Below are 24,352 nucleotides of genomic sequence, written 5' to 3'. Positions count from 1 at the left end.
ATACCTTGGGTGGGCAGCAGGATAGCCCACGGGTTCCGTCCGGTTCCAGAAAAGAGGCCAGGTGCTTACTTGGCGGAGAACTTCAACACCACGCTCTGGGTGTAGGTCTGGCCGGGATCGAGGCGGGTACTCGGGAAGTTCGGCTGGTTCGGCGAATCCGGATAGTGCTGAGTCTCCAGGGTGAACGCGCCCCAGTGCGGATAGACCTTGCCACCTTTGCCCTTGACCGTGCCGTCGAGGAAGTTGCTGGTGTAGAACTGCACGCCCGGTTCGTTGGTGAACAGCTGCAAGTGGCGACCGGATTGTGGGTCGCTGACTTCGGCGGCGAGTTTATTGACGTCACCCTTGGTGTCCAGCGCCCAGTTGAAATCGAAACCGCCCTGTTTTTCTTCGGCGAATTTCAACTGCGGATGGTCGGCCTTGATGTGCTGGCCGATGGCGGTCGGTTTGGTGAAGTCCATCGGTGTGCCGGCCACGGGCGCCAGTTCGCCGGTCGGGATCAGCTTGGCGGTGACCGGGGTGTAGTGACTGGCGTGCAGGGTGGCGACTTGCTTGAGGATGTCGCCATTGCCGGCGCCGGCAAGGTTGAAGTAGCTGTGGTTGGTCAGGTTGAGCACAGTGGGTTTGTCGGTGCTGGCCTTGTAGTCGATGCGCAGCTCGTTGCTGTCGGTGAGGCTGTAGGTCACTTCAGTGGTGAGGTTGCCGGGAAAACCCATTTCGCCATCCGCCGACAGGTAGGTCAGGGTCACGCCGACCGAATCCTTGTCCTTGGTTTCCTTCGCCTTCCAGACCTTTTTGTCGAAGCCCTGAGTGCCGCCATGCAAGGCGTTGGTCTTGTCGTTCTGCGGCACTTGATAGCGCTTGCCGTCGAGTTCGAAGGCGCCGTCGGCCAGGCGATTGCCGAAGCGGCCGATGGTCGCGCCGAAGTACGCGGTGCCTTTCTGGTAACCCTGCACATCGTCGAAACCGAGGACGATGTCGTCGAGCTTGCCGTGTTTGTCCGGCACCTGCAGCGCCTGCAAGGTCGCGCCGTAGGTGATGACGGTGGCTTGCATGCCGTGGCTGTTGCGCAGGATGTATTGTTCGACCGGCGTGCCGTCATTGGTTTTGCCGAAGGCTTTGTGTTCGCTGGACAGACCGGCGGCCTGGGCGGTGAGGGTGGCGATCATCAGGGACAGTCCGAGGCCGCAGAGTGAGTGTCGGGATTGAAGCATGGGTTGACCTTCCTTTTTGTTGTTGTTTTGAAAATCTTTAAATAGTCATGCTAATTAATGGATGAATGGGAATTTATAGCGGATTAAACGATTAATGCAAAAATAAAGTCGGACTTAATGCCTTAAGCAGTTAGCGCCGAAGGTCGGGAATCCACGCCGGCACTGCACTTTTGCGAAATCCCCGGCTCTATCCATGGCCAGGGTGCGGTGACTTCCGCCGCACAGGAACGTGTCCGTCAAAGAATTCATGCCGAGAGTTTTGCACCCCATCACTGCATTCATTCATCGCCCGTGCCTGCTGCTGGCCTTGCTGTCGACGCTGTTGCTCGGCGCTTGCAGCCATCAGGACGGCAACGATTTCATCACCCAGATGCGCGAGGGCAGGCCTCAGGAATTCCTCCAGACCAGCGTCGACCGCATGGCTACGCTGGCGATGCGCGACAACCTCGACAGCCTCTATCGCTTGATGGGCAAGTTGTACCTGCGCAACCCGGACGAGCTGCGCAAATCCGGCTTCCTCGACATCCGCACGGCGGTCAAGCAGGTGCGGCTGGCCATCGAGCAGCAACAGCCTTTGCCGACCCTCGGCGGCAAAAAAGACCTGGCGGCGCTGAGCTATGCCATGAGCCCGGAGTTCCTCGGCGACCGGGTCGGCGCATTCATCTATGCGATCGGCAGCATGCTGGTCACCGCTCACGGCAATCGCACCGAGTTTTACATGACCGATGCGATCAACCCGACCTTCGTCAACAACGCCGCGCGCAACATCGAGAAAGCCACGTGGATCCTCGCCCAGCGGCAGAACAAGGAAGGCCAGCCGCTGCTGTTTTCCAACGAAATTTCCGAGGAGGGCAGCAACCTGAGTTTCGCCACGGAGTTCGGTAAAGTCGTGGCGCGTCTGGATCTGCTGACCCAGATGCTCGACGAGCGCTACCGGCGCATTGGCCTGAATTACGCCCAGAGCCTGCTGTTTTTGAATTTTTTGCCAGTGCAGTGAGCCAAGTCGGTTAGAGTGGCGGATGATCGTGTTTGTATACAATCCGTCGTCCGATTTGACTCAAAGGGAGCTGCACCTGTCATGACCGACCCCGCAAGCGCCGATTACACGAGCCTGGAACGTGCCACCCGCACCGACAAAATGCCTTACGCCGCGTTGCTGGCGTTTGCCATGACCGGCTTCATCGCCATCCTCACCGAAACCCTGCCGGCCGGTCTGTTGCCACAGATCGGCGCCGGTCTGAACGTCAGCGAAGTGCTGGCCGGGCAACTGGTGACGCTGTATGCGCTGGGCTCGATTGTCGCGGCGATTCCGCTGACGGTCGCCACCCGTGGCTGGGGGCGCAAGCGGGTGCTGCTGATGACGGTCGGCGGGTTTCTGCTGTTCAACACCATCACCACGTTTTCCAGCCATTACAGTTTGACCCTGGCCTCGCGGTTTCTGGCCGGGATGGCGGCGGGGCTGTCGTGGGGGATCATGGCCGGTTACGCGCGCGGGATCGTGCCGGTGCATCAGCAGGGCCGGGCCTTGGCGATTGCCATGCTCGGCACCCCGGTGGCCTTGTCGCTGGGCACGCCGGCCGGCACTTGGCTGGGCAACGTGATCGGCTGGCGCGCCTCGTTCGGGATCATGTCGGCACTGGCGCTGGTGTTGGCGGCGTGGATCGTTATTGCGGTGCCGGATCGCCCGGGTCAGGCCCGCGCCGAGCGTTTGCCGTTGATGCAGTCGCTGCGCTTGCCCGGCGTGCGCCCGGTGCTGTTCGTGGTGCTGACCTGGATGCTTGGCCACAATATTCTCTACACCTACATCGCGCCGTTTCTGACGCAGGCCGGTCTTGGCGAACGTGTCGATCTGGTGCTGCTGGTCTTCGGTCTGTGCTCGCTGCTGGGGATCTGGATTATCGGCCTGCTGGTGGATCGCTGGCTGCGCGGGCTGGCGCTGATCAGCCTCGCGGTGTTTGCCGTGACCGCACTGGTGCTGGCACTGGTCGCGCCGTCGCCTTGGCTGATTTATGCATGCATGGCGGTGTGGGGCCTGTCGTTCGGTGGCTCGGCGACGTTGCTGCTGACGGCTGCAGCGGACTCCGCCGGAGAACATGTGGATGTGGTGCAAGCGATGCTCACCACTTCGTGGAACGTGGCGATTGCTGGCGGCGGATTGTTCGGTGGTTTGCTGCTGGACCGGGCAGGGGCGATGTCGTTTCCGTGGGCGTTGCTGATCCTGTCGCTGATCGCACTGGCCACGGTCTGGCTGAACAGCACTCACAGTTTCAAACCGGGCCGACGACAGCACTGATGCTGAAGAAATGGCATAACGATAGATCCTATCGATATAGGGCGTTATAAGAAAACTGGTTATCCTGCGGGCCGGATTTTTCCTGTGGTTTGTCTGGACGTCTTAATGGAATTGGCAAATTTCGGCCTGGTGATTGCCGGGCTGGTCGTGGGGTTCATCGTCGGTATGACCGGTGTCGGCGGCGGTTCGTTGATGACGCCGATCCTGCTGTGGTTCGGTATCAATCCGGCCACGGCGGTGGGCACGGATCTGCTGTACGCAGCCATCACCAAATCCAGCGGCGTGCTGGTCCACAGGAAGAACAAGAACATCGACTGGGCCATCACCGGCTGGCTGACCCTGGGCAGTGTCCCGGCGGTGGCGATGACCTTGTGGTTCCTCAGCACCCTGCACACCGCACCGGACGCGATGAACGCCATCATCAAGCAGGCCCTGGGCTTCGTGCTGTTCGCCACGGCGCTGGCGATTCTGTTCAAGAAGCGCCTGCTGGAATTCGCCCACAAACGTGCCGGCGGCAACTACAACCCGAGCGGCGCGCGCCTGAATGTCATGACCGTGATCACCGGTCTGATCCTCGGCACCATGGTCGCCCTGACGTCCATCGGCGCCGGCGCTCTCGGCACCGTCGCGCTGTTCATCCTCTATCCGCTGCTGCCGACCCGTCGTCTGGTCGGCACCGAAATCGCCCACGCCGTACCGCTGACCCTGGTCGCCGGCCTCGGCCACGCGAGCATGGGCAACATGGACTGGGGCGTGCTGGGCTTTCTGCTGGTCGGCTCGCTGCCGGGCATCTGGCTCGGCAGCCACCTGACCGGCCGCGTCTCCGATGAACTGCTGCGCCCGTGCCTCGCGACGATGCTGGTGTTGATCGGTTACAAGCTGGCGTTCTGATCGAGCGCGCGCTTCATCACCGTCACCGGCAATCCGTCGTACTCCGTTTCTTCCAGCACCTCCCAACCCAGCCGCGCATACAGCGACTGCGCGGCATCGGTGTACAGGTACAACTGCGGCACGCCCAGTGCGGCAGCTTCCTCGACGATGCGGTTGACCAGTTGCGAGGCGATGCCGCGACCACGCTGTTCGGCCTTCACGTAGACCCCGGCCAGCCACGGCGTCAGTTGCGGACGGGTGTCCATGTCGCGGTCGATCAGCAGCGCACCGCCGAGCAGTTTTCCGTCTTCGATCGCCACCACCACGCTGGGGATCGCGCCTTTACCGCAGGCGGCGCGCATGCGTTCGGTGCGGCTGGCGAGGGTGTCTTCGGGTTTGTACTGGCCCCATTCCTTGAAGTTGAGTTCGGCCAGTTCCTCGATCAGTTGCGGGTGATGGCAGAGGTAGTCGATGTGCATGTGCGTTGAACTCCATTTCACAGGTTGAACAGCCACCCTAATGCGGTCATAAAAGGTAATCAAATGCGCGAGAGGATCGCGCGTATCCGGTTGCGCAAAATCGGTGCTGACCTAAGCTTTGGGCAAGGCGAAACACTTTTGCCGGGCACCCCCCGGAACAATCGCCGCGATGCGCAATCATTAGAGCGTGGATATCAAAAGGAGATGCGCATGCTCATCAGGTCACTGACCCTGACACTCTTGCTGGCGATTGCCGGCCCCCTGTTCGCCGCCGACGGCGATTCCCCTCTGGACGTCGACAAGGGCATCAACCGCCCGGTGATCGTGATCGCTTCCAGTACGGTCGATTCTTATTGGGTCAGCCTGAAAAAAGCGCTGGACGACCCGGCCAACAAACAAGGCATCGCCGACCGCAAGATCAAGGTTTATACCATCCTGAGCATGAGTGGTCAGGTCGATGGCAAAAGTCTGGAGCAGCAGCAAACCATGGCGTTGCTGCGCTCGCTGAAGCTGGGCGCCGGGGCGTATCCGAAAGTCTTCCTGGTGGGCAAGGATGGAGAGACCAAACTGACGGCTTCGGGGGATGAAGCGGCGGCGGTCGATTTGAAGAAGATTTTCGACACCATTGATGCGCTGCCTGCCGCCGAGAAAGAAACTACTTCCACCGTGGTGACGGCCCCGGCTGCTGCAGAACCGGCGCCGGCCAAAGGCGCGAAAGGAACTAAACCGGCGAAGCCGACCAAACCGGCCAAGCCGCCGGAAATGCCAGATGACTGATTGAGGTTGGCTCTGAATAAAAATGGCGAACGTTATAAAGCGTTCGCCATTTTTTTTGCCCGCCGGAATGACCCCGATGCTTTGAATATCAGGGCAGGAGCTGACGGATGACATTGACCAGAACCGGAGAAAAAGCCGCGAGCTGGCCATTCTTGGGAGTCAACATGTCATCAAGGAGAATGCCCAGTAGCTCTTCATCTTCAAGGTCATCGGGTTGCATGCCTCCTGTAAAGATCAGCTGATCAACCAGCTGTTTCCGCGCCCCTATGAGTCCGCGATTGCTTTCTTCGGTATGACCGAGATTCAAAATTTCCAGAGCTGAATTTGCGCGGTCAGTTTTGCCGGTCACTCTACCGGACAGATAAAACTTCAATTCCGCCTCGCATTCCTCCATCAAAGGCGTCAGATCTAGTGGGCGGGTGCCTCGATGATGTCCACATTGATTCTGGCGCTGGCAACTGGCGACGATGTTGGTGAACTCCAATGTGCGATTGGGGGCTTTATCTTGGGCTTCAACGTGCTCGTTATGTGAGTTGTCGCCTGCAATGGTTTGGCAGCAATAGGCGCAAAGGCTGAACTGTTCCGCTATACAGGCCGTGCGCACGCTCACACGTTCTTCGCTGGGCAGGTCCCGGTAACGCGATGTGGTGTTGGCTCGCTTCCACCTGATGAGTTGGTCCGGCTCGGGTCCCTTAGTGATCTTACGCACGGCGCAACTCCAGCTTGCGCAGCAACAGCGCTGCTTTCGCCAGTTCGATATGACCGTCTGGAAGTTCTTCTGCCAGTTCGGCGAATAGCTTCTGTGCGGTTTCCAGATCACCGTCCTGCAAGCGTTCGAGCAGTGCGTTCAAGCGTTTTTGAACGTCGCTGTTGCGGATATCGGTGTCCATGACTTCCAGCAGCACCTGATTGGCATCGAGTCCGTACAGGCCGTTGTGTTCGTGGAGTTCTCCGTCATTGAGCACGTAAACCAGCACATCCTTGGCGTCGCTGATGACCAGTGGCGAGTGAGTGGTCAGCACGAACTGGCAGTTGGGGAAGGTTTCGCTCAGTTGGCGGATCAGACTGCGCTGCCATTTCGGGTGCAAGTGCAGATCCACTTCGTCGATCAGCACAATTCCGTCGCCGTGGAGTGGGTTGTCCAGGGACTGGTTCATCATTGCCAGGCGGCGGGCGATATCGCCGACCAGCGCCATCATCGACTTTTCACCTTGGGAGAGCTGGGCGACGTTGAGGGTGACGCCGTCCTTGTCGATGGCCATGTGCAGGCGTGGTTTTCGTTGCACGCGCAGGTTGGTGAAGCCGGGCATGAAAGCGGCGATGGCTGAGCGGACGGCTGTTAGTTGACGGTCGCGGGAGGAGGCTTTCAGTTTGGACAGGGTTTGCCAGACCTCGCTGTTCGGGCCAAATTTTTCTGAAATTTCAGCCAGCGCCGAATCGGAAATGCCGGTTTCGTTTTCGCTGTCTTCGCGCTCGCGGAACCACTCGAAGAAGCGGCGAAAGTCGACACCTCGGTTTAGTGCGTTGTCGTAGCCGTCTAGTTGGTCAAAGGTGTGTTTGGTTTTTATTTTTAGCGGGATTTCTAGAACCGAGCGTTCTACTGGATAGTAGGCAACTAACGGTAACGATGCCCTTTCATTAGTGGTTAGTTGATTGCGGTAATGATCTGCCAGTAGGCTCGCTTCCAGCAGTGAGCTATGAAGATTAGCTTTTCGTCCACGACGAACACGTACAAGGCCCCAAATGAACAGAGAGGCTTCAGAATCAGCATTAGGAAGTTTTGTGCGCGGATGAGAAGTATCGGCAATCTGAATGAGGACAATGCTGCCATTGGTACCCATCCGAATGTCTTCGTCGGAAATGTGGTTTCCGTTGCCTTTCTCATTACGAATTCTGGCGATAAACCAACTTAAAGAAGTAGCTAGTGACTTCAGCAGGGTGGTTTTTCCGGCGCCGTTGTTTCCTACGAGGACCGTGACATTTGATGGGTGCGCGTTCGTTGGTGCTAGCTGAATCTCCAACTCGGCAAACCTGCCGATATTTTCGATAAAAAATTTGTTAATTTCCATTACAACGCCCTTCGAGGGTCAGTCGGTTTAAAAGCTTTGGCGCGCATTATGTCATCCCCGGCCACGGATTGATTCGATGGAGTGTAGATACTCCATCTCACCCGGTCACTCATGAAAATAGTTGCCGCATATTCCAGCTTGATGAGCTGCGCAACACCCTTCAATCCCGTCGGACATTTCCTTCAAAACGCGGGGGCGTTGGTGAACTGGTGGCTTGAGTCGTACGCCGATAACCTCATTGGGCCGCTGCAAAATCAGCGGTCGGATGTGGAAGTCCGGTTTTCAGACTCATTCACCAAGCACCGTAAAGCGCATGGCGACATCTTTTATGTCAACATCGCGGCCTTATGGTGGCTGTACGCGGGAGCGCTTTCGAGTGCACCGGGTTCGGGTGATTGGCTCGGTCTTCCACACCTGCGTACAGCTGCCACCCTCATGTGGAAGTGAGATGGGTAGCGTTTTTTACAATCCCATCGGAGTTACACCCGTGAAGAAAACGGATTTCGAATCACCTGACATTTCCACCGAATCAACCAAACCCCGCTACATCCCTATCACCGGCATCGACTGCCACTTCCCCTACCTCCTGATCGACCGCGAAGCCCCGGTAGATGTACTCCACGGCACCGCCGCCTACCGCTTGCGCAGCGTGACCCAGTTGCTGGAAACACTTTCGTTAGGCGACGGCATTGGCCATGACGCCTTGCTGCTGCAGGACTTCGCCCGGGTATTGGCAATCCCTCTACGCGACAGCTGCGACCTGATGGATGTGCTGGGCTGGAAGCTACAGGCGTAGTTTCAAACCCTCAAACCAAAACGGGCGACCTTCTCAGGTCGCCCGTTTTTTTATGGCGTGATTACCGGGTCAATTCACCCAGAATCCTGTGCGCAATCTTCACTCGCTCTCCATTCGGATAATTGCGGTTCGCCAGAATCACGATACCGACTTTCTTCGACGGCACGAACGCGACATACGCGCCGTAGCCAGCGGTGGAGCCAGTCTTGTTCAGCAGTACGTTCGCCGGTTCAGGCTGTGGCGGATTCAGCCATTTGACCTTGTGCGCCTCCATGGCCATTGGCGTCGAATTGCCGTCCAGCAGGCGGTCGAGGCTGATGGGGTAGGCGTAGCGTTCCCAACCCAGGCCCTGGGTCATGTCGCCGACGGTGTAGTAGCCGGTGTGGGTGAGGGCGATGGCTTTCTGCAGCGGGGTTTCGAGTTTGGCGGTGTCGAGGTTGGCCTCGACGTATTGCAGCAGGTCGGCTGCGCTGGTTTTCACGCCGTAGGCTTCGGAATCGAGGGCGCCGGGGCTGACACGAACCGGTTTGTTGTTCTTGTCATAGCCTTGGGCGTAGAGCTTCTCTTCAGAGGCCGGCACCGACAGGAAGGTGTGCTTGAGCCCGAGTTTCGGCAGCAGGGTTTCGGTCATGGCCTGATTGAACGGCTGGCCGAGGCTTTTTGCGGCCAGGTAGCCGAACAGGCCGATGCTCGGGTTGGAATACAGGCGATGGCTGCCGGCCGGATACGTCGGTTTCCACTGTTGGTAATAGCCGAGCATTTTGTCGGCGGAATCCGCGGCGTCCGGGAATTGCAGCGGCAGGCCGCCGGCGCTGTAGGTGCCCAGTTGCAGCAGGCTGATGTGGTCGAAGGCGCTGCCTTTCAGTTCGGGCCAGTGCTGGCTGGCCTTGTCGGAGAACTCCAGTTTGCCGCTGGCCTGGGCGTAGGCGGCGAGGGTTGCGGTGAAGGTTTTGCTCACCGAGCCGATTTCGAACAGGGTGTTTTCATTCACCGCTTGCCCGGTGCTTTTGTCAGCGACACCGTAGTTAAAGTAATGTGCCTTGCCGTCGACGGTCACGGCCACGGCCAGCCCCGCAATGTCCTGTTGTTGCATGACCGGGGTCACGGTGGCCTTGACCAGCGCCTGCAGCTGATCGTCGGTTTGCGGGGCGGCCAGGCAGGTGGCGGCGCTGAAGAAAAGTCCGAAAGCGCTGTAGGACTTGAGTTTGTTCAGGTTGATCGAAGACATGCGTGAACCACTCTCCATGAGTGTTGATGGTTTATCCCGCTACACTGCGAGCGTTTTCCGTCGGGCCGGCTGATCGGCGCCGCCAAATCTAGGCAGTCCGGCGTCTTTCGACAAACGATGAAAACTCGGATGAGCCATTAGAAAAATTTGGGATTTGGCATGATTCGACCTCAATTGCCCTTGAATGCATTACGAGCCTTTGAAGCCTCTGCGCGCCACCTGAGCTTCACTCGTGCGGCCGTGGAGTTGTGCGTAACCCAGGCGGCCGTCAGCCATCAGGTCAAAAGCCTGGAAGCGCAACTCGGCGTGATCCTGTTCAAACGCCTGCCCCGTGGGCTGATGCTGACCGGCGAGGGCGAAACCCTGCTGCCGGTGCTGACCACGTCGTTCGATCATATCGCGCAGATGCTCGAGCGTCTGGCGGGCGGGCAATATCGGGAAATGCTCACGGTCGGTGCGGTAGGCACCTTCGCGGTGGGTTGGTTGTTGCCGAGGCTGGCGGACTTTCAGGCGAAACATCCGCTCATAGATTTGCGGCTGTCGACCAACAACAACCGGGTGGACGTGGCCGCCGAAGGGCTGGATTACGCGATCCGGTTTGGCGCCGGGGCGTGGCACGGCATCGAGGCGACCCGTTTGCTGGAGGCGCCGTTGTCGGTGCTGTGCGTGCCGGAAATCGCCCGACAGTTGCACGCGCCGGGGGATCTTTTGCAGCAGCGTTTGCTGCGTTCCTATCGCACCGATGAGTGGCCGGAGTGGTTTCACGCAGCCGGTCTGGCGACCCATGCCGCGCCGCCCCAGAGCATCGTGTTCGACTCGTCGCTGGCGATGATGGAGGCGGCGTTGCAGGGCGGCGGGGTGGCACTGGCGCCGCCGTTGATGTTTGCCCGGCAACTGGCGGCGGATCTGATCCGCCAACCCTTTGCCATCGAAATCACCACCGGCAGCTACTGGCTGACGCGCTTGCAGTCACGGCCTGAGACGTCGGCGATGGCGGCGTTCAGGCACTGGTTGCTGGAGGCTGCGCAGGCCTAGCGCACCAGGCACGGCTTCTTGTTATCGAACGTCCACCCCGGAATCAGAAACTGCATCGCCACGCTGTCATCCCGCGCACCCAGGCCCATGCCTTTATAGAGTTCGTGGGCCTTGGCCATTTGATCCATGTCCAGTTCCACGCCCAGCCCCGGTTTCTTCGGCACTTGCACGCAGCCGTCGACGATTTGCAGCGGCGCCTTGGTCAGGCGCTGGCCGTCCTGCCAGATCCAGTGGGTGTCGATGGCGGTGATGTCGCCCGGCGCGGCGGCCGCGACGTGGGTGAACATCGCCAGGGAAATGTCGAAGTGGTTGTTGGAGTGCGAGCCCCAGGTCAGGCCCCATTCGTGGCACATCTGCGCCACGCGCACCGAACCCTGCATGGTCCAGAAATGCGGGTCGGCCAGCGGAATGTCGACCGACTGCAACTGGATCGCATGGCCCATTTCACGCCAGTCGGTGGCGATCATGTTGGTGGCGGTTTTCAGCCCGGTGGCCCGACGGAATTCAGCCATCACTTCACGGCCCGAGTAACCGTTTTCTGCACCGCACGGGTCTTCGGCGTAGGCCAGCACATGATGCTGGTCGCGGCACAGACGGATCGCTTCTTTCAATGACCACGCGCCGTTCGGATCGAGGGTAATGCGGGCGTCGGGGAAGCGCTCGGCCAGTGCGGTCACCGCTTCGATTTCGGCATCACCGCTGAGTACGCCGCCCTTGAGCTTGAAGTCCTTGAAGCCATAACGCGCGTGGGCAGCCTCGGCCAGGCGCACCACGGCGTCGGCGGTCATGGCTTTCTCGTGACGCACGCGGAACCAGTCATTGTCGGCATCCGGTTCGCTGCGGTAGGCGAGGTCGGTTTCCCGACGATCGCCCACGTAGAACAGGTAACCGAGCATCTTCACTTCATCACGCTGCTGGCCTTCGCCGAGCAATGCCGCCACCGGCACGTCGAGATGCTGGCCGAGCAGGTCGAGCAGGGCGGCTTCCAGCCCGGTGACCGCGTGAATGGTGATGCGCAGGTCGAAGGTTTGCAGGCCACGGCCACCGGCATCGCGGTCGGCAAAGGTCTGGCGCACTTGGTTGAGGATCTTCTGATACGTGCCGATCGGGCTGCCGACCACCAGACTGCGCGCGTCTTCAAGAGTCTGGCGGATACGTTCGCCGCCGGGCACTTCACCGACCCCGGTGTGGCCGGCGTTGTCCTTGAGGATGACGATGTTGCGGGTGAAAAACGGCCCGTGGGCGCCGCTCAGGTTGAGCAGCATGCCGTCGTGGCCGGCTACCGGGATGACTTGCATCTCGGTGATGATCGGGGCTTTGGCGATGTCGTGTGCGGTCATTTGGGATTGTCCTTTCAAGCGTGTTTTGGCGCGGCATCGGCCACGGCGACTTCAGGTGCGGATTTGGGTGTCATACGAGCGGCGAACACGATGATCGCGGCGATGATCGAGGTCGCGGCCAGACCATAGAGGCCGCCCTGGATCGAGCCGGTGTGTTGTTCCAGCAAACCGAAAGTGGTGGGGGCGACGAAGCCGCCGAGGTTGCCCACCGAGTTGATCAGCGCGATCACGGCAGCGGCGATCCGCGCATCGAGATAGGCCTGCGGGATCGGCCAGAACAGTGACGAGGCGGATTTGAAACCCAGTGCGGCAAAGCAGATCGCGACGAAGGCAAAAATCGGCCCACCGGTGGTGGACATGAACATCCCCGCGGCGGCGATCAGCAATGCAGTGGCGACCCACGCTTGCTGGTGTTTCCACTTCGCCGAGAATGAGGCGAACGCATACATGCCGATGATCGACAGCAGCCACGGAATCGAGTTGAACAGGCCGACCTGGAAGTCGCTCATCTCGCCCATCTTCTTGATGATGCTCGGCAGCCAGAACGTCGCGGCGTAGATGGTCAATTGAATGAAGAAGTAGATCAGGCAGAACAGGATGATCTGGCGATCCTTGAGCAGTTTGCCCAGCGACGGCCGGATCGGGGTCGCGGCTTCGCGGGCTTTCTGTTCATCGTCGATCGCTTTGACCAGCGCATCCTGCTCGGCGCGGGTCAGCCATTTCGCATCGTGGGGTTTGGCGTCGAGCCAGAACCAGACGAATACGCACAGGCCAACCGAGAACATCCCTTCAATGAAATACATCCACTGCCAGCCGTGCATGCCCAGACCTTCGATCTGCAACAGCAGACCGGACAACGGGCCGGAAATCAGCGAGGCCACGGCCGAACCGCTGAGGAAGATCGCAATCGCCTTGCCGCGCTCGGCCCCCGGCAACCAGCGTGTGAAGTAGTAGATCACCCCGGGAAAGAACCCGGCCTCGGCCACGCCCAACAGAAATCGCAGGATGTAGAAGTGGGTTTCGTTCTGGATGAACGCCATGCCGGCGGCCACCAGGCCCCAAGTGAGCATGATGCGGGTCAGCCAGATTCGTGCGCCGACCTTTTGCAGCAGCATGTTGGAGGGGACTTCGAACAGCGCGTAACCGATGAAGAACAGTCCGGCACCGAAACCGTAGGCCGCGGCACCGATGCCGAGGTCGTGTTCCATGTGGGTGCGGACGAAGCCGATGTTCACCCGGTCAATGTAATTGACGATGAACATGATGACGAACAGCGGCAGGACGTGGCGTTTGACTTTGGCAATGGCGGAGGACAGCACGGAATCGGCGCCCTCGTTCATCCCGGCAATGGATGATTTCACTTGGTTTTCTCCCACTCGTTATTTTTATGCGGGGTATGTCTGGTGTTGCGTTGTTGATAGACATCATACAACTAGGTTTTTTTGTCCTACAAGCGGGAGTGCTCAATCAAATTTGTCTACGGGGAGTGGTTTTTATGCTTTTTCAGATATTAATTGCCGTATTTGTTGGCTTTGGTAAGGGTTGTGTCAGATATGAGAAAGCTTTCTAGGGCAGTGATCGTGGGGCGATTGCTCGGCGAAGTGCGTGGTTTTCTAGCTAAAATCGAGTGTTGTCATACAAGTTTGGCCCCGAAATTCATAGGAGCTCATACAAGTCATCGCCGCCAGTGCTACGATCGGTTTGCCTCGATCACCGGAACCGACCATGCAAGAAGACCTCGACGCTCCCGCTCGTAAACGCGCGCACAACCTGGCCCATGATCTGGTGGAAAAACTCACCCAGAGCATCCTGCTCGGCCAGATGTTGCCCGGTGACAAGTTGCCGTCGGAAAACTCGATCGTTCAGGAACACGGCGTCAGTCGCACCGTGGTGCGTGAGGCGATTTCAAAATTGCAGGCGTCGGGGCTGGTGGAGACGCGGCACGGCATCGGCACCTTCGTGATCGAGCGCGCGCCGGAGCAGGGATTGCGGCTGAATGTCGACACCGCGCTGGGCGTGCGCAGCATTCTCGAATTGCGCATGGGACTGGAGACGCAAGCGGCGGCACTGGCTGCGCAGCGCCGCACCGAGCAACAACTGGCGCAGATGCGTCAGGCGCTGGACGACTATCAGCGTCTATTGGCCAACAACGACAGTTGCGTCGAGGCCGACCGGCGCTTCCACCTGCTGATTGCCGAAGCCACCGGCAATGTCTGCTTCACCGAAATCATGCAGCACCTGGGCAGCGCAATGATCCCGCGCACCCGGGTCAACGCGGCCGAGCGCGGGGCGGTGGATTTGAGCAAGCTCGGGCAACTGGCGAATCTTGAGCATGAAGCGATCCTCAATGCGATCAAGCGTCAGGACCCGGACGCGGCGCGTGCGGCGATGTGGCTGCACCTGACCAATAGTCGTGACCGGTTTTCGGCGGGCGGCGCCTAACGCCCCCCCCCCCGCGACTCAAGTCTCTATGGCCCGCACCACCGTCGGCCGCTCCAGATTCAACGCCAGGACACTGATCAGCACTACCGCCGAGCCCACCAGCACCAATAGCGTCGGGCGCTCACCTAAACCCACCGAGGCAATCCCCATCGCGGTCGGCGGAATCAGGTACAGCGTCATCGTCGCCCGACTCAGATCCACATGCTTGAGCACGAATGCCCACGCCAGATAGGCGAGGGCGCTGGGAAACACGCCCAGACCCAGCACCGCCCATTGCACCCGCAGTGGCGCACTGGCCACGCTGTCGGCCAGCCCCGGCAAGTAGATCAACAGCAACAGTGTGCCGGACCACACCGTGTAACAAACCAGCGTCAGCCCGTCGTAGCGTCCGGCGTGGTGTTTTTGCAGAGCGAAGTAAACGCTCCATGACACGGCGGCCAGCAGGATCAATAAACCGTGCGCGTCGAGGCTGCCGAGGCCGCGATCGCCGCTGACCACGATCACCACGCCGACGAATCCCAGCAACACACAACCCCAGCGCCAGACGCTGACCCGATCCTTGAACAGGAACCGCGCCAGCAGCGTGCTGAACAGTGGCGTCGATTGCGCCAGCACACTCGACGCGCCAGCGCTGACGCTTTGCTGACCAATGTTCAGCACCACGTGATGCAGGCTGACGGCAAAGAAGCCCAGGGCAAACAACAGCGGCAAATCCTGCAGGCGCGGCAGATGAATGCCCTTGAAACCTGCAATCACCGCCATGAAAAGCGACGCCAGCAGAAACCGCAGCAAGGCCAGATGACCGGGGTCGTAGGCTTGCAGGCCGATGTGGATGCCGGTCGGCGAATAGGCCCAGCAACCGACCACGAAAGCCATGGCCAACAGAATTTTCAAAGGCGAAGTGGAAGGCATGAGCGAGGCACCAAGAGGGTTGATGCGCCAAGTATCCGGGCGGTCAATCATTCGTCACAACTGACTTATACTGCGCCAACCATTCACTGTGAGTGACGAATTATGGAGCTGGCGCAGATCCGCATGTTCAAGACCGTGGCCGAGGTCGGCAGCATCGCCAAAGCGGCTGAAAAGCTGTTTTGCGTCCCGTCGAATATCACGGCACGGATCAAATCCCTGGAAGCGGAACTGGGTGTGGCGTTGTTTCTGCGCGAAGGGCGCGGGCTGCGGATCAGTCCGGCGGGGCAGACCTTTCTCGCTTATGCAGAGAAGATTCTGGCACTGACGGCTGAAGCCAAGCGCGCAGTCGATCCTGCCGCCGAACCTTCCGGGCCGCTACGCATCGGCGCCATCGAATCTTCGGCGACCGGGCGTTTGCCGCGCCTGCTGGCAAAATTTCACAAGCGCTACCCGAACGTGGCGCTGGAACTGACCACCGGCACCTGGGGGCAACTGCTCGACGATACCGTCAGCCATCGACTCGACGGCGCGATCGTTGCGGTGGACGTCGAGCGCTCGCAGCTCAAGCGCACGCCGATGTATCGCGAAGAATTGCTGCTGATCGCATCGACCTCGTTCGGGCCGGTGCGCGACCTCGACGATTTGCAGGACAAAACCGTGTTCATGTGGCCGCAAGGCTGTCCGTATCGCGCCGCGTTGGAGCACTGGCTGTTGCGTAAGGGCCTGGCGTTGCCGATTGTCAGTCTGGCCAGTTACGGGGCGATTGTCGGTTGCGTGAGTGCCGGCGCCGGCGTGGCCCTGGTGCCTAAAGGCGTGTTCGAGCAATACGCCAAAGGCGCGGGGTGTGCGGGTTACGAATTCCCGGAACTGGCGGCCATCGACAACTTGTTCTACTGGCATGAAAACGCCGGGGTGCACCCGGCGCGTGAGGCATTTGTGGCGATGTTGCGCGAGGAGTTCGCTGGATAAAGCAATCACCTTCACCCTGACCCCTCATGAGGGATACGGGGCGACTTGACGGTCTTGCATCAACCATCGGCGCTATGGTTTACCGGCGCGAATTCTGCTTTTACGAAATATGTTTTTTCTTCAGCTTCCAGATTCGAATTGCCTGCCTGTGCGCCGACTTCAACTAGTTTTGCCTTAACTGACAGTTCCAGGTTTTTGTCCGTGGAGAATGACGTGGTCTCTTTTATTTCCAGTGAGGCTGTCAGGCACCCGCCGACTTCGCGGGCGAATACGACAGCCTTCCAGGATGGCTCGTAGGAAAGCCAAAAGAAGTTGTCTCGATCGGCTTTGCTGTCTGCTTTCCAGGATCTGCCAGTTAGCGAGAATTCACGAGTGTCGAGTGTGTCAGTGTCGCGCTCAGTTTTACCCATGTAACTGGCATCTCCACCTCCCAGGGAGCCGGCTTGCACCGACACTCCTCCGGTAATGGTATTGCGGGTTTTGTCCGAGGCTTTTTTGGTAATGCTGATTTTCGTAGCCCCGAGATGGACTAGCAGCTTGATCAGTTCTGACTCGCGCTCTTCCAGAAGGATTGCATCGTAGCTGTCGCTTGGGATGTACAGTTTCCCATTTTCCGGATTTGGGTAGTCATTCAGTGGGTGTTTACGGTACGCCTTGCCAACAACGGGGTGCCCAGGCTGGAAGCGATATCCAGCGTCTTTTGCTTGGCTGCGGGACAACGAATGGTGTCGTATGTACGCTGCGAGCGAACGTGATTCCTCTGTTATGACTGGGAGCGGTTGCTCGGGTGTGGCACTGCGATCTTTTGTGAAAAGCGATCCGCCAATGCTTGCTGCACCCGCTGCAGCGGCGCCAGCTATCAGAGAAATTGGCAGCATAGGAGTCAGGAATGACGACGCGGACAGGGCCGCTAGCGCAGCCGCAGTTGGCCCTGAATAGTTGGGTTTTGCACTCAGGAGCGCAGGGTCTTGACCTGAGAGTGTGAAGTTTGGGGTGTAGCGTGAGTCATCTATTTCAGAGGGGGCGGATGCAGGCTGGTCTTCGACGATGTATATGAGGTCTAGCATTGGATAACGCTCCTTGTAGGCCAAGCACTTGGTTGCCCCGCCGTCATTTTGTGATCGATTCCTGGCAAGGGAAGTGTTTTTTGATCTCTCTGTTTATCGGCGTTACTCGACAAGTCTTGATGGCCGCCATCCATGTCGCCTTGCCCGATTGGAGGTTTCTACTCTGAGTAGGGCGGATTGGATAATTAGGCGGCGCCGATATCCCGCATCAATAACCCGAAGCGCAAATCCACCGCATCCGGAATCGGCAGGTACACCGTGTGCCCGTCCCCCGGCGCCACGTCGATGGCTTCACCTTTCAGGTTCTGCAGTTCATGCAGATCAAAATGGAAGTTGCCCTTGGGCGTCATCAGTTCCAGATGATCGCCCAGTGCGAAGCGGTTTTTCACCTTGACCTCGGCCAGTCGATCCCGGCGCTCGCCGGTCAGTTCACCCACAAACTGCTGATGCTCCGACACTGAGCTGCCGTTCTGATAGTTCTGGTATTCGTCATGCACATGGCGGCGCAGGAAACCTTCGGTGTAGCCGCGCTGGGCGAGGGATTCCAGATCGGTCATCAGGCTGCGGTTGAATTCGCGGCCGGCCACCGCATCGTCGATGGCCCGGCGATAGACCTGGGTGGTGCGTGCGCAATAGAAGTGCGATTTTGTCCGGCCTTCGATCTTCAGTGAGTGCACGCCCATGCGGGTCAGGCGTTCGACGTGCTGCACCGCGCGCAGGTCCTTGGCGTTCATGATGTAGGTGCCGTGTTCGTCTTCGAAGGCCGGCATCAGCTCGCCGGGACGGTTGGCTTCCTGCAACAGGAACACCTGATCGGTGGGGGCGCCGAGGCCGAGGGTCGGTTGCGGTTCGAAGGTCTGCACGATTTCGCCGAGATGGTTTTCGCTGGCTTCCTGCGCCGAGTATTTCCAGCGGCAGGCGTTGGTGCAGGTGCCCTGATTGGCGTCGCGCTTGTTCATGTAACCCGAGAGCAGGCAGCGGCCGGAGTAGGCCATGCACAGTGCGCCGTGGACGAACACTTCCAGCTCCATGCCCGGCACTTGTTCGCGGATTTCGCCGATCTCTTCGAGCGACAGTTCACGGGACAGGATGATTCGGCTCAGCCCTTGTTGCTGCCAGAACTCGACACTCGCCCAGTTCACCGTGTTGGCCTGCACCGACAGGTGGATTGGCATGTGCGGAAAGTGTCGGCGTACCAGCATGATCAGTCCGGGGTCGGACATGATCAGCGCATCCGGCGCCATCTCGATCACTGGTGCAAGATCCTTGAGGAAGGTCTTCAGCTTGGCGTTGTGCGGCGCGATGTTGACCACCACGTAGAAGCGCTTGCCCTGGGCCTGGGCTTCACGGATGCCGAGCGCGAGATTGGCGTGATCGAACTCGTTGTTGCGCACCCGCAGGCTGTAGCGCGGCTGGCCGGCATACACTGCATCGGCCCCGTAGGCGAAGGCGTAGCGCATATTTTTCAGGGTGCCGGCGGGGGCGAGCAGTTCGGGGGTGAAGGAGGTCGTCATGGCGGCGTCGGTCGCAAAAGCGCGGCAGGGTAGAGCAGTTGTGCCGAGGGTTTATTGATCTGGATCTATGCTCCATGAAGAAACAGGGCACTCGTGCTGACGCTGGTTGACTAAACGGGACGGGCGCGGGTGGCGCCTGACTGACCTGGACCGGACATGAACCAAAAGAGTCTGCAATTCAAATCCCTCACCGTGCTGCTGTTTCTGGTGACGGTCGCTTTTATCTGGATCCTGCTGCCGTTCTACGGCGCGGTGTTCTGGGCGGTGATCCTCGGCATCCTGTTCGCACCGATGCAGCGCCAGTTGCAACTGAAATTCGGCTGGCAACGCAACCTCACATCCTTGTGTACCTTGAGCATCTGCCTGGTGATCGCAATCTTGCCGGTGATCATCCTCAGTGTGCTGCTGGTGCAGGAAGGGGCCACGCTCTACGACAATATCGAAAGCGGCAAGCTCGATATCGGCGCCTATCTGGCGCAGTTCAAGCACAGCCTGCCACCGTACTTTCAGCATCTGCTCGACCGTTTCGGCATGGGCGAGCTCAATGCCCTGCGCGAAAAGATCGTCAAGGCCGCCATGCAGGGCAGTCAGGTGCTGGCGAGCCAAGCCTTCAGTTTCGGCCAAGGCACGTTCGAATTCGTGGTGAGTTTTTTCATCATGTTGTACCTGTTGTTTTTCTTCCTGCGCGACGGCGCCGAACTGGCGCGCAAGGTGCGCACCGCGATCCCGCTGGAGGAGCATCACAAGCGTCGTTTGCAGCTGAAATTCAACCGCGTGGTGCGCGCCACGGTGAAGGGCAATCTGCTGGTGGCGATCACGCAGGGTGCGCTGGGCGGGGCGATTTTCTGGTTTCTCGACATTCCCAGCTCATTGCTCTGGGCGGTGCTGATGGCGTTTCTGTCGTTGCTGCCGGCGGTGGGGGCGGGAATTGTCTGGGTACCGGTCGCGGCGTACTTTCTGCTCAGCGGGATGATCTGGCAGGGGGTGGTGCTGGGGTTGTTCGGGGTATTCGTGATCGGTCTGGTGGATAACCTGTTGCGCCCGATCCTGGTGGGCAAGGACACCCGGATGCCGGACTACATGATCCTGATCTCGACCCTGGGCGGATTGGCCGTCTTCGGGCTCAACGGCTTTGTGATCGGGCCGCTGATCGCGGCCCTGTTCATGTCGAGCTGGGCGCTGTTCATCGAGAGCAAACCGAAAGTGCAGCTGCCTTAGGCCTTGAACGGATCGTTGACCAGTTGCTGCGACAGTGCCTGGGCGGCCGGCAAGGATGTGAGCGGGCCGCTGACCGGCTCGCCGTCGCGAACCAGATACCAGCAGGCGAGCAAGCCCAGCTCTCTGAGCGATGCGGGAACGGCGCTGCCGATAACGGACATGATTTGAACCTGAGCCATGAGAAGTACCTCCATCAATCTATGGAGCTACCTTAGGGAATTGGCCTTTTCAGGAACAATCAACGCTTTCGATAGTGGTCATTGACGCCAGTGAGGACTGGCTCAATCCACCACTTGATCGAGCATGTGCACAATCTCGTGTTCGTTGATAAAACCCTTGCGCACCAGGTTTTCCGCCAGTAGCGAGAGAAACTTCGCCGTGCGGTGGCCTTCCAGGTGCTTGAGCTCGGTCAGGGCGTTGTAGACCTTGCTCGAGGTGCATAAACCGACGATGCGGTGTGGATTCTGTGTAGGCATTCAAGTCGTCCTTGTTGTTATCAACCTGTTGTATGCGGACGGATTCAGAGTGCGGTTCCGTCATGACAAATAGATGACCGTTTGTGTTTTGCCCCCGACGGTCGAGTCCATCATGCCGACTTTAACGGTTCAAACTGTCCCCACAGCGACCTTGGCGAGATTTTTTCAGACCTTGGCCGACGGACGGTTGGCTTTTCCGTGGGCAATAATCTGCGAGCAATAAAAAGCCCCGCTCTCAAGCGGGGCTTTGTGTTTCGGTTACCAGCGCGGGCCACCGTAATAGTGTGGCCGGCCGTAATAACCGCGCGGCGGGCCGTAATAGACCGGGGCCGGTTGGACGTAGACCGGTTGCTGCACATAAACCGGGGCCGGCTGATAGTAGACCGGTGGCGGCGGTTGCTGCACGTAGACCGGTGCCGGTTGAGCGTAAACAGGCTGTTGGACGTACACCGGCCGATCCTGGTTGATGAGCGCCGAGCCGATGATGGCCGAGCCGACGATCGCACCAAATACCGCCGGGCCCTGCCAGCCACCGCCGTGGGCTTCTGCCTGACCCGTGATCGCGAATGCACCAATCAACAAGGCCACGATGGGGAGTTTACGAATCATGATAATTCCTCGGTTCTTCGACCCGGCGTCCGGGCCTGCAACAGGCTCGGGATGGCGCGGGGATACTTCTAAGACAGCAACATTTTGAAAAACAGCACGGCCGCTAAGTAAATTTTGTGTAAGGTCTGTACCGGTTTGTTTACCGGATTTCCGGCATCGGCTGTGATGCCCGGAACAGACCGCCTTATGATCGTTCAGAACCCGATGGCCTGGCTAATCCCGTCCATCCGAAAGTGCATTCGAAGGAGCCTCCCATGCAGATGAACCCCAACAAAGACACCCAATTGTGCATGTCCCTGTCTGGGCGTCCCGGGAATTTCGGTCTGCGTTTTCATAACCATTTGTATGAACAACTGGGTCTGAATTTCTACTACAAGGCGTTCAGCAGCCAGGACCTTCCCGGTGCGGTCGGCGGGATCCGCGCGCTGGGGATTCGCGGTTGCGGCGTGTCGATGCCGTTCAAGGAAGCCTGCATTGCGCTGGTCGATGAACTGGATGCTTCGGCGGCGGCGATCCAGTCGATCAACACCATCGTCAACACCAACGGCCATCTCAAGGCCTACAACACCGATTACATCGCCATTGCTCAGTTGCTGGAAACCCACGCGGTGCCGAAGGACACGACTTTCGCCCTGCGCGGCAGCGGCGGCATGGCCAAGGCTGTGGCCAGTGCCTTGCGCGATGGCGGTTACAAAAATGGTTTGATCGTGGCCCGCAACGAGCGCGCCGGCCGCGCGCTGGCGGATTCCCTGAGCTATCGCTGGCAGGCGGAACTGGGTGACGAGCGCCCGCAGATGTTGATCAACGTAACTCCGGTCGGGATGGATGGCGGTCCGGAAGCGGGTCAGCTTTCTTTTGAGGTGGATGTGATCAAGTCTGCCGACACCGTGTTCGATGTGGTGGCGATCCCCTCGGAAACCCCGCTGATCGTGCGCGGTCGTGCCGAAGGCAAAAAAGTGATCACCGGGCTGGAAGTGATAGCGATCCAGGCGCTGGAGCAGTTCGTGCTGTACACCGGCGTGCGGCCGACTGTCGAGCAGTTCGATGCGGCGGTGGCGTTTGCCCGTAGCTGATGGAGTCTGAGCAACGGCATATTCGCCCGGATTTGTCGTTGCCTATACTGCCGGATCAGCAAGCACAGACTTGCCCATCACAAAAGCCGAGGTTTGCATGCATCCGCCCATTCTCAACCTGAATGACGTCGAACTCGAACCGCTTCCCGAAGCCCTGTCCCCCGAGGGCGAAACCGCCGGGCGTTATCAGCAACGGTTCGCCCGGGTCGGCCAGCAATTGGGCGCGCAGAAGCTCGGATATCGTCTGTATGCGCTGCCGCCGGGCATGCGCGGCAGTCCGTTTCACAGTCATCGGGTCAATGAGGAAATGTTTTACGTGGTGGCCGGGGAAGGGGAGGTGCGCCTCGGCGCCGAACGTTTCCCGATCCGCGCCGGTGACGTGATCGCCTGTCCGCCGGGCGGCCCGGAAGCCGCGCATCAGATCATCAATACCAGTGCTGCGGAGCTGCGCTATCTGGCGGTCAGCACCCAGCAGCAACCGGAAATCTGCGAGTACCCGGATTCGAACAAATACGCGGTGATGGACAACTTCAGCGTCGATGCCGAAGGCAATGCCTCGGGATTCGTCGCGGTGGCGCGGCAGGCGGATGGGGTGGATTACTGGGACGGCGAATAACGCCGCCCCGGTGCGCTTATTCTTCGAGGCGGGCCAGACGCTCTTCCAGTGCCGCAATCCGCGCCTCCAGCTCTTCGATGCGCTCCACTGACACGCCGCTGGCAGCCCCGCGATCACTCGGGTTCTGGCGCGCCGCGATAATCGCCTCGATGTCCGCAGGATCGCCCAGCGCGTGGGTGTAGCGATCTTCGCGCTGGCCGGCCTGACGCGGAATCAATACCGCCAGCTCCCGGGCGATCAGGCGTTCCAGCTGATGCACCACTTGTTCTGAATCTTCGAACTCATGCATGCGACCGCTGCGGGTCAGCAGTTCGTTGACGGTCTGCGGGCCGCGCAGGAACATCAATCCGGTCAGAATCAATTGCGCCGGCACCAGCTCCAGCGCCTTGTCGACCTTGTGCTCCCAGCGGTCGGCGCGACTGCCCATCACCAGTTTGGCGAAACCGCGGCTTTCGAGAGCGCGCAGGCTCTGGCCGACCTGGCCCTGGGTCAGGTTCATCACCGGTTCCCGGCTGGTTTTCTGGTTGCAGGCCAGCACCAGCGCGTTGAGGGTCAACGGGTAGGTTTCCGGGCTGGTGGCCTGTTTCTCGATCAACGAGCCCAGAATGCGGATTTCCGTGGCGTTGAGCCGTGGTTCGTCGGAGCGGGTTTCAAATTCGGTGGTCATCGCGCGTTCCCTCTGCAGTCGAAGGCGCCTAGCCTAATCCTTGCTGGATAAAAGACAAGCCGCGCCGCCCTGCGAGCATGGCTATAATCGCCCCCACGATTCAACCAGCCACCACGTGAGACTGCCATGACCATTTCCCTGTACGCCGCATCCGTCCCGGTTTTCCAACAAATGCTCAACGCCGTGAGCGATGTGCTGAAAAAGGCTGAAGCCCACGCCACCGAGAAAAACATCGACCCGAACGCCTTCCTGCAAGCGCGTCTGTACCCGGACATGTTCCCGCTGGTGCGTCAGGTGCAGATCGCCGTGGACTTCGCCAAGGGCGTGTCCTCGCGTCTGGCCGAAATCGAAATCCCGAAATATGACGACACCGAAACCACCTTCGCCGAGCTGCAAGCGCTGATCGCCAAGGTTCTGGCCTTCATCGGCGAGATCAAGCCAGAGCAGATCAATGGCAAGGAAGGCATCGAGATCGTGACTCGTCCGGGCACCCCGAAAGAGAAGCGCTTCAGCGGCCAGGCTTATCTGCTGAGTTACGGCCTGCCGCAGTTCTTCTTCCACGTCACCACCACCTACGCATTGCTGCGTCACAACGGTGTGGAAGTGGGCAAGCGCGATTACATGGGCGCGTTCTAAAACGTTCTGCAACAAAAAGCCCGCCAAGGTTTACGCCTTGGCGGGCTTTTTG

The 24,352-nt window shown here is 59.5% G+C and carries 26 protein-coding genes; 12 read left to right on the top strand and 14 right to left on the bottom strand.

Going from position 1 to position 24,352, the window contains the following annotated elements:
* Positions 1-65: 65 nt before the first annotated feature.
* A complete protein-coding gene (locus C1X29_RS06045) occupies positions 66-1,214 on the bottom strand; it encodes an aldose epimerase family protein (RefSeq protein ID WP_102687119.1) in 1,149 nt (382 codons plus the stop codon).
* 247 nt (positions 1,215-1,461) lie between these two features.
* Between C1X29_RS06045 and C1X29_RS06040 the strand changes: the two genes are divergently transcribed.
* The 3 genes from C1X29_RS06040 (at position 1,462) to C1X29_RS06030 (ending at position 4,398) form a co-directional block, all read left to right on the top strand.
* Positions 1,462-2,211 (top strand): hypothetical protein, encoded by a 750-nt coding sequence (locus C1X29_RS06040; protein ID WP_102717064.1) that lies wholly within the window; start codon positions 1,462-1,464, stop codon positions 2,209-2,211.
* A gap of 81 nt (positions 2,212-2,292) precedes the next feature.
* Entirely contained in the window at positions 2,293-3,507 is a 1,215-nt protein-coding gene (locus C1X29_RS06035) for an MFS transporter (protein WP_102717059.1), read from the top strand.
* A gap of 105 nt (positions 3,508-3,612) precedes the next feature.
* Positions 3,613-4,398 carry a sulfite exporter TauE/SafE family protein gene (locus C1X29_RS06030; RefSeq protein WP_011335062.1) on the top strand — a complete coding sequence of 262 codons (786 nt, stop codon included), beginning with the start codon at positions 3,613-3,615 and terminating at the stop codon, positions 4,396-4,398.
* Here C1X29_RS06030 and C1X29_RS06025 read toward each other — a convergent pair.
* Positions 4,380-4,856 (bottom strand): GNAT family N-acetyltransferase, encoded by a 477-nt coding sequence (locus tag C1X29_RS06025; RefSeq protein WP_085745894.1) that lies wholly within the window; start codon positions 4,854-4,856, stop codon positions 4,380-4,382. The two genes, C1X29_RS06030 and C1X29_RS06025, sit on opposite strands and share 19 nt — an antisense overlap.
* A gap of 210 nt (positions 4,857-5,066) precedes the next feature.
* Here C1X29_RS06025 and C1X29_RS06020 point away from each other — a divergent pair, with 210 nt between their 5' ends.
* Positions 5,067-5,633 carry a DUF4174 domain-containing protein gene (locus C1X29_RS06020; protein ID WP_007951594.1) on the top strand — a complete coding sequence of 189 codons (567 nt, stop codon included), beginning with the start codon at positions 5,067-5,069 and terminating at the stop codon, positions 5,631-5,633.
* An 88-nt stretch (positions 5,634-5,721) separates the two neighbouring features.
* Here the strand turns inward: C1X29_RS06020 and C1X29_RS06015 are convergent, their stop codons facing one another.
* Both C1X29_RS06015 and C1X29_RS06010 read right to left on the bottom strand, forming a co-directional pair.
* Positions 5,722-6,342, bottom strand: coding sequence for a retron system putative HNH endonuclease (locus C1X29_RS06015; RefSeq protein WP_102717058.1), 621 nt, complete (start codon positions 6,340-6,342; stop codon positions 5,722-5,724).
* Positions 6,335-7,702, bottom strand: a complete 1,368-nt coding sequence (locus C1X29_RS06010) for an AAA family ATPase (protein ID WP_102687124.1) — start codon at positions 7,700-7,702, stop codon at positions 6,335-6,337. Before C1X29_RS06010 ends, C1X29_RS06015 begins: the two co-directional genes overlap by 8 nt.
* A gap of 487 nt (positions 7,703-8,189) precedes the next feature.
* On the opposite strand from C1X29_RS06010, the gene C1X29_RS06000 reads away from it, so the two are divergent.
* Positions 8,190-8,498 carry a hypothetical protein gene (locus C1X29_RS06000; protein ID WP_256584326.1) on the top strand — a complete coding sequence of 103 codons (309 nt, stop codon included), beginning with the start codon at positions 8,190-8,192 and terminating at the stop codon, positions 8,496-8,498.
* Between the two features lie 61 nt (positions 8,499-8,559).
* Here C1X29_RS06000 and ampC read toward each other — a convergent pair whose 3' ends face one another.
* Complete coding sequence (gene ampC / locus C1X29_RS05995) at positions 8,560-9,726, bottom strand: class C beta-lactamase (RefSeq protein ID WP_102687126.1); 1,167 nt, start codon at positions 9,724-9,726, stop codon at positions 8,560-8,562.
* Between the two features lie 159 nt (positions 9,727-9,885).
* On the opposite strand from ampC, the gene C1X29_RS05990 reads away from it, so the two are divergent.
* Entirely contained in the window at positions 9,886-10,761 is an 876-nt protein-coding gene (locus C1X29_RS05990) for a LysR family transcriptional regulator (protein WP_096822360.1), read from the top strand.
* Here the strand turns inward: C1X29_RS05990 and gudD are convergent.
* Positions 10,758-12,101, bottom strand: coding sequence for a glucarate dehydratase (gene gudD, locus C1X29_RS05985; protein ID WP_102687127.1), 1,344 nt, complete (start codon positions 12,099-12,101; stop codon positions 10,758-10,760). The genes C1X29_RS05990 and gudD overlap by 4 nt on opposite strands.
* Before the next feature lie 14 nt (positions 12,102-12,115).
* Positions 12,116-13,462 carry an MFS transporter gene (locus C1X29_RS05980; protein WP_102687128.1) on the bottom strand — a complete coding sequence of 449 codons (1,347 nt, stop codon included), beginning with the start codon at positions 13,460-13,462 and terminating at the stop codon, positions 12,116-12,118.
* A gap of 364 nt (positions 13,463-13,826) precedes the next feature.
* On the opposite strand from C1X29_RS05980, the gene C1X29_RS05970 reads away from it, so the two are divergent.
* The gene (locus C1X29_RS05970; protein ID WP_102717055.1) at positions 13,827-14,543 is read left to right on the top strand and encodes a FadR/GntR family transcriptional regulator; all 717 of its coding nucleotides are present in this window, start codon (positions 13,827-13,829) and stop codon (positions 14,541-14,543) included.
* Positions 14,544-14,561: 18 nt separating this feature from the next.
* Here C1X29_RS05970 and C1X29_RS05965 read toward each other — a convergent pair whose 3' ends face one another.
* The gene (locus tag C1X29_RS05965) at positions 14,562-15,455 is read right to left on the bottom strand and encodes a DMT family transporter (RefSeq protein ID WP_102717054.1); all 894 of its coding nucleotides are present in this window, start codon (positions 15,453-15,455) and stop codon (positions 14,562-14,564) included.
* 102 nt (positions 15,456-15,557) lie between these two features.
* Here C1X29_RS05965 and C1X29_RS05960 point away from each other — a divergent pair, with 102 nt between their 5' ends.
* Complete coding sequence (locus C1X29_RS05960; protein ID WP_102717053.1) at positions 15,558-16,424, top strand: LysR family transcriptional regulator; 867 nt, start codon at positions 15,558-15,560, stop codon at positions 16,422-16,424.
* Positions 16,425-16,483: 59 nt separating this feature from the next.
* Here the strand turns inward: C1X29_RS05960 and C1X29_RS05955 are convergent, their stop codons facing one another.
* Positions 16,484-17,491 (bottom strand): hypothetical protein, encoded by a 1,008-nt coding sequence (locus tag C1X29_RS05955; RefSeq protein WP_102717052.1) that lies wholly within the window; start codon positions 17,489-17,491, stop codon positions 16,484-16,486.
* 185 nt (positions 17,492-17,676) lie between these two features.
* Complete coding sequence (gene yegQ / locus C1X29_RS05950) at positions 17,677-19,005, bottom strand: tRNA 5-hydroxyuridine modification protein YegQ (RefSeq protein WP_102717051.1); 1,329 nt, start codon at positions 19,003-19,005, stop codon at positions 17,677-17,679.
* Positions 19,006-19,161: 156 nt separating this feature from the next.
* Here yegQ and C1X29_RS05945 point away from each other — a divergent pair, with 156 nt between their 5' ends.
* Positions 19,162-20,223 (top strand): AI-2E family transporter, encoded by a 1,062-nt coding sequence (locus C1X29_RS05945; RefSeq protein ID WP_102687130.1) that lies wholly within the window; start codon positions 19,162-19,164, stop codon positions 20,221-20,223.
* Here the strand turns inward: C1X29_RS05945 and C1X29_RS05940 are convergent.
* From C1X29_RS05940 to C1X29_RS05930, 3 genes are all read right to left on the bottom strand, one after another.
* A complete protein-coding gene (locus C1X29_RS05940) occupies positions 20,220-20,402 on the bottom strand; it encodes a hypothetical protein (RefSeq protein ID WP_085745903.1) in 183 nt (60 codons plus the stop codon). The genes C1X29_RS05945 and C1X29_RS05940 overlap by 4 nt on opposite strands.
* A 102-nt stretch (positions 20,403-20,504) precedes the next feature.
* Positions 20,505-20,699, bottom strand: a complete 195-nt coding sequence (locus C1X29_RS05935; protein ID WP_085745904.1) for a hypothetical protein — start codon at positions 20,697-20,699, stop codon at positions 20,505-20,507.
* 258 nt (positions 20,700-20,957) lie between these two features.
* The gene (locus tag C1X29_RS05930) at positions 20,958-21,308 is read right to left on the bottom strand and encodes a hypothetical protein (RefSeq protein WP_007951578.1); all 351 of its coding nucleotides are present in this window, start codon (positions 21,306-21,308) and stop codon (positions 20,958-20,960) included.
* Between the two features lie 254 nt (positions 21,309-21,562).
* Between C1X29_RS05930 and C1X29_RS05925 the strand changes: the two genes are divergently transcribed.
* Positions 21,563-22,381 (top strand): shikimate 5-dehydrogenase, encoded by an 819-nt coding sequence (locus C1X29_RS05925; RefSeq protein ID WP_102717050.1) that lies wholly within the window; start codon positions 21,563-21,565, stop codon positions 22,379-22,381.
* Between the two features lie 97 nt (positions 22,382-22,478).
* Complete coding sequence (locus C1X29_RS05920) at positions 22,479-22,997, top strand: cupin domain-containing protein (protein ID WP_102717049.1); 519 nt, start codon at positions 22,479-22,481, stop codon at positions 22,995-22,997.
* Between the two features lie 16 nt (positions 22,998-23,013).
* Here the strand turns inward: C1X29_RS05920 and C1X29_RS05915 are convergent, their stop codons facing one another.
* Positions 23,014-23,664 (bottom strand): YceH family protein, encoded by a 651-nt coding sequence (locus C1X29_RS05915; RefSeq protein ID WP_085745907.1) that lies wholly within the window; start codon positions 23,662-23,664, stop codon positions 23,014-23,016.
* A 126-nt stretch (positions 23,665-23,790) separates the two neighbouring features.
* Here C1X29_RS05915 and C1X29_RS05910 point away from each other — a divergent pair, with 126 nt between their 5' ends.
* Positions 23,791-24,300, top strand: coding sequence for a DUF1993 family protein (locus tag C1X29_RS05910; protein WP_007951572.1), 510 nt, complete (start codon positions 23,791-23,793; stop codon positions 24,298-24,300).
* Positions 24,301-24,352 lie beyond the last annotated feature (52 nt).

Source organism: Pseudomonas sp. GW456-12-10-14-LB2 (assembly GCF_002884345.1).
Taxonomy (GTDB): domain Bacteria; phylum Pseudomonadota; class Gammaproteobacteria; order Pseudomonadales; family Pseudomonadaceae; genus Aquipseudomonas; species Aquipseudomonas paraglycinae.
The sequence above is the reverse complement of the archived record's forward strand: the minus strand, read 5'-3'. Positions and strand labels throughout refer to the sequence as shown.